Genomic DNA, 3,707 nt, shown 5'->3' on the forward strand with positions numbered 1-3,707 from the left:
TGCCCTCGGTGCAAAGCCCTGCGCGATCTTCCGCAACAGGTGTGAGAAATGCGGGCTAGTCCTTTCGTCCGCGCTGCCCCTTTGTACGATGGTGGCCATGGCCTCCCGGTGCTCCACTGCAATTCGTCACAGTCTTCGTTCGACCCTGGGGAGGGTTTGGTCATGAAGCTCTTGTTGCGTGTGGGCTTTTTCTCGCTGTGTGCTCTGCTGCTGCAAAGCCCGGGCTGGGCGCTGACTCAGGTCAGTGGCTTTGGCAGTAATCCGGGTTCACTGACCATGTTCAAGTACGTGCCCAGTGGCCTGCCGGCCAATGCGCCGCTGGTCGTCGCACTGCACGGATGCGCACAGAGCGCGTCCAGTTACGATGAAGAAACCGGCTGGGTGCTGCTGGCTGATCGCTGGAAATTCGCGCTGCTGCTGCCGGAACAGACCACCAGTAACAATTCCTCGCGCTGCTTCAACTGGTTTGAAGCGGGCGATATTGGCCGCGGCGCTGGCGAGGCGCTGTCGATCAAGCAGATGGTCGACAAGATGAAAGCCGATCACCTCAGCGACCCGGCGCGAGTGTATGTGACTGGTCTGTCCGCGGGCGGCGCATTCACCGCGGTGATGCTGGCGACCTATCCCGATGTCTTTGCCGGTGGCGCCATTGTCGCCGGCGTGCCCTACAACTGTGGTACCGGGCTCACTGCGGCGTTTTCCTGCATGAATCCGGGTAGCGATCTGTCACCCACTGCCTGGGGCAACAAGGTGCGCGCGGCGTCCAGCCACAACGGGCCCTGGCCCATCGTGTCGATCTGGCACGGCGATGCCGACACCACGGTGCGCCCGGCCAACGCCAATGAATCGATGGAACAATGGACCAATGTCCATGGCGTGGATCAGACGCCGGAGGTGCAGGACACCGTTGGCGGCTATCCGCACAAGGTCTACAAGAACGCCAGTGGTGAGGCTGTGGTGGAGACCTGGTCGATCACCGGCATGGGCCATGGCACGCCGGTGGATCCGGGCAGCGGTGAGCGGCAATGCGGAACGGCGGGTGCCTACATTCTCGATGTGGACCTCTGTTCCAGCTGGTACATCGGCCGATTCTTCGGCCTCGACAACAGCGATTCCGTGGCACCGACTGTCAGCCTGACGGCACCGGCCAACGGTGCCAACGTCAGCGGGTTGGTCAGCATCAATGCCAGCGCCAGTGACAATGTTGGCGTTACTGAGGTGGAGTTCCTGATCGATGGCGTGCTGGCCGGCAGCGATGCCACTGCGCCCTACAGCTACGCCTGGAACAGCGCCGCCGGTGCCAATGGCACGCGTCGGCTGCAGGCGCGCGCCGTCGATGCCGCCGGCAATGTCGGCAGCTCGGCTGAATTCCAGGTCAATGTCAGCGGTGGCATCGAAGACAGCACGCCGCCCAGCGTCAACCTCGGGTTTCCGGGAAACGGCGCCACGGTGAACGGCACCATCACGCTGGCGGCCACCGCCACCGATGACTTCGGCGTTGCCTCGGTGGAGTTCTTCGTCGACGGCGCATCCCTCGGTGAGGGCAACCAGAGCGCTCAGGCGGGGCCGTGGACGCTGGATTGGAACAGCAGCTCCGTCAGCAATGGTCCGCATGCCCTGAGCGTGGTCGCGCGCGATGCGCGCGGCAACCAGAGCATCGACGATGACACCTCGGTGACCGTCAACCAGACGGTGCTGGCGGTGGATGAGAGCTTCTCCAATCGCGATGCCAATGGCGACTACTTTGATCAGGGCGGCTGGAGCGGCGATTTCGTGGCGGATGCCGACAACGTCACGGCCGGCGCGGGTGGCAGTCAATCAAGCTACGGCTATGCGTCTTCCGGCCTGTCCTGCGCAGTGGGACTGAAGACCCGTTATCTGCAGCGCAGCGTGGTACTCGGCAGCGCGCCGCGCTTGAGCTATGCCCGCAAGCTGGATCTCAGGGCACAGATCAATTCCAGCACCTACGCGCGCTTTCGGGTGCTGGTGAACGGCAGCATCGTCGACGAGGCCTCGGTGACCTATGCCAACTACGTCGATCCAGGCTGGACCTCGATCGAGAACCTGGATCTGTCGGCCTGGGCCGGTCAGACCGTCAGCCTGCGCTTTGAGGCCAGCGCCTACGGCAATGTCTGCCTCGAAGCGTGGAGCAAGGCGCGCATCGACGACATCCGGGTGGGCAATGCCAGCGAGCCGGCGGACACCACGCCGCCGGTGGTCAACCTGAGCGCGCCCGCGAACGCGGCAACGGTATCGGGGACCGTCGATTTGACCGCCACGGCAAGCGATGCCGCCGGTGTCACCAAGGTCGAGTTCTACGCCAACGGCAGTCTGCTCGGCGTGGATCTGAGTTCACCCTACAGCTGGAGCTGGAATACCGCGGCAATGGCAGACGGCAGCTATGCCCTGATGGCGCGAGCCTTTGACGCGGCCGGCAACATGGGCAGCGACAACGACACCATCGTCACCGTCCAGAATGGCACCGGGGGAGGTGGCGGCGGAACGCCGGTGGTCGTGAGCTTTGCCAGCGAAGCGGGCTACGATGGCTATGTGAAAGCCAGTGCCAATGGCAGCGGATTGGCCCTCGGCACGCTGGAATCCAGTTTCGGCCTGGCGCTGGGACGGGGTTCTGACGGCAAATACAACCGCGCCATCCTGTCCTTCGACACCAGCAGCTTGCCGGATGGCGCCCAGATCCAGAGCGCGACGCTGACTCTGCGCCATCGGGGCGCATCGGGCGATCCGTGGAGTAGTCCTTCCGGCAACACGCTGGTGATCGACGTGAAATCCGGCTGCTTTGGCGCCTGTGCGCTGGAGACCTCCGACCACGGCGCCAGTGCCAGTGCCAACCAGGTGGCAAGCGTCGTGCGATTCACTGGCGGTAATCAGAACTCTGGCGCCTTCAATGGTGCCGGGCTCGCCGCCATCAGCACCACCGATCGCACCCAGGTCCGCCTGCGATTCGAACAGAATCAGGGCAGCACCAGCTATCTCTGGATAGGTAGCGGCGTGGACGCGACACTGCAGATCGAGTATCTGCCCTGAGCCAGACCGATCGGATGACTGCCGAGAGCGGGAGGCTGAACGGCCCGCTCTCGGCTTTCACTGATGCCGGTAGTCGCAACCGGGGCGTTCGCTCAGTGCCGGCGATCGAACTTGATGCCCTGGCGCACTTCCTTCTGGGCCGCGCGCACCAGGCGCAGGGCTTCGGCGCGGTGGCCGCCCTTGTCGGGCGTGGCCCGTTCCAGATCGCGCTCAGCCGATTCCAGATGCGATAGCGCCGATTGCATCAGCGGCTGATCGGCGGCCACCGAGAACGACAATCCGCCGAGCAAGCCGGCGCAGGCTGCGGCAAGGGCGACGGTGAAGGTACGGGCAGTGCTGGCCATAGGGGCTTTTCTCCTGGCGTTGACGTCGAAAGAACATAAAACAGGAACGCACATCGGTTCCAGTCGTTGACCTGTTGTCGTGCAGCACGAAAGCGTGGCTGCGGGCATCATCGGGCCCCCGGCACCGGCCTTCGGCTGGTGCAACCCTCAGAGTAGCGCCGGCGTCATGACCAGCCCGCAGAGCGAACGGCACATCGAGCTCGGCGGCTACGCCATCGCCGCGCTGGCCGCCATCCTGTTTTCCGCAAAGGCCATCCTGGCCAAACTGCTGTATCGCTATTCGATCGATCCGATCACGCTGATGACGCTGCGACTGGG

3 protein-coding genes are annotated in these 3,707 nt (G+C 64.1%); 2 read left to right on the plus strand and 1 reads right to left on the minus strand.

The genetic code is table 11. The features are described 5' to 3' along the window. Positions 1 to 162 precede the first annotated feature (162 nt). Complete coding sequence (locus tag H7A19_20245) at positions 163 to 3,045, plus strand: PHB depolymerase family esterase (GenBank protein MCP5477162.1); 2,883 nt, start codon at positions 163 to 165, stop codon at positions 3,043 to 3,045. A gap of 92 nt (positions 3,046 to 3,137) precedes the next feature. On the opposite strand, the gene H7A19_20250 is transcribed toward H7A19_20245, so the two are convergent. Beyond that, positions 3,138 to 3,389: a hypothetical protein gene (locus H7A19_20250; protein MCP5477163.1), complete on the minus strand. Its 252-nt coding sequence runs from the start codon at positions 3,387 to 3,389 to the stop codon at positions 3,138 to 3,140. A gap of 79 nt (positions 3,390 to 3,468) precedes the next feature. On the opposite strand from H7A19_20250, the gene H7A19_20255 reads away from it, so the two are divergent. Continuing rightward, positions 3,469 to 3,707 (plus strand): hypothetical protein (locus tag H7A19_20255; GenBank protein MCP5477164.1); only part of this gene is annotated, 239 nt, incomplete at its 3' end.

It is taken from the genome of Rhodanobacteraceae bacterium (genome assembly GCA_024234055.1).
Taxonomy (GTDB): domain Bacteria; phylum Pseudomonadota; class Gammaproteobacteria; order Xanthomonadales; family SZUA-5; genus JADKFD01.

Bases quoted from the DNA above. Each gene is read 5' to 3' on its own strand.
- H7A19_20245 (MCP5477162.1), top strand. From the start codon at position 163: ATGAAGCTCTTGTTGCGTGTGGGCTTTTTCTCGCTGTGTGCTCTGCTG.
- H7A19_20250 (MCP5477163.1), bottom strand. From the start codon at position 3,389: ATGGCCAGCACTGCCCGTACCTTCACCGTCGCCCTTGCCGCAGCCTGC.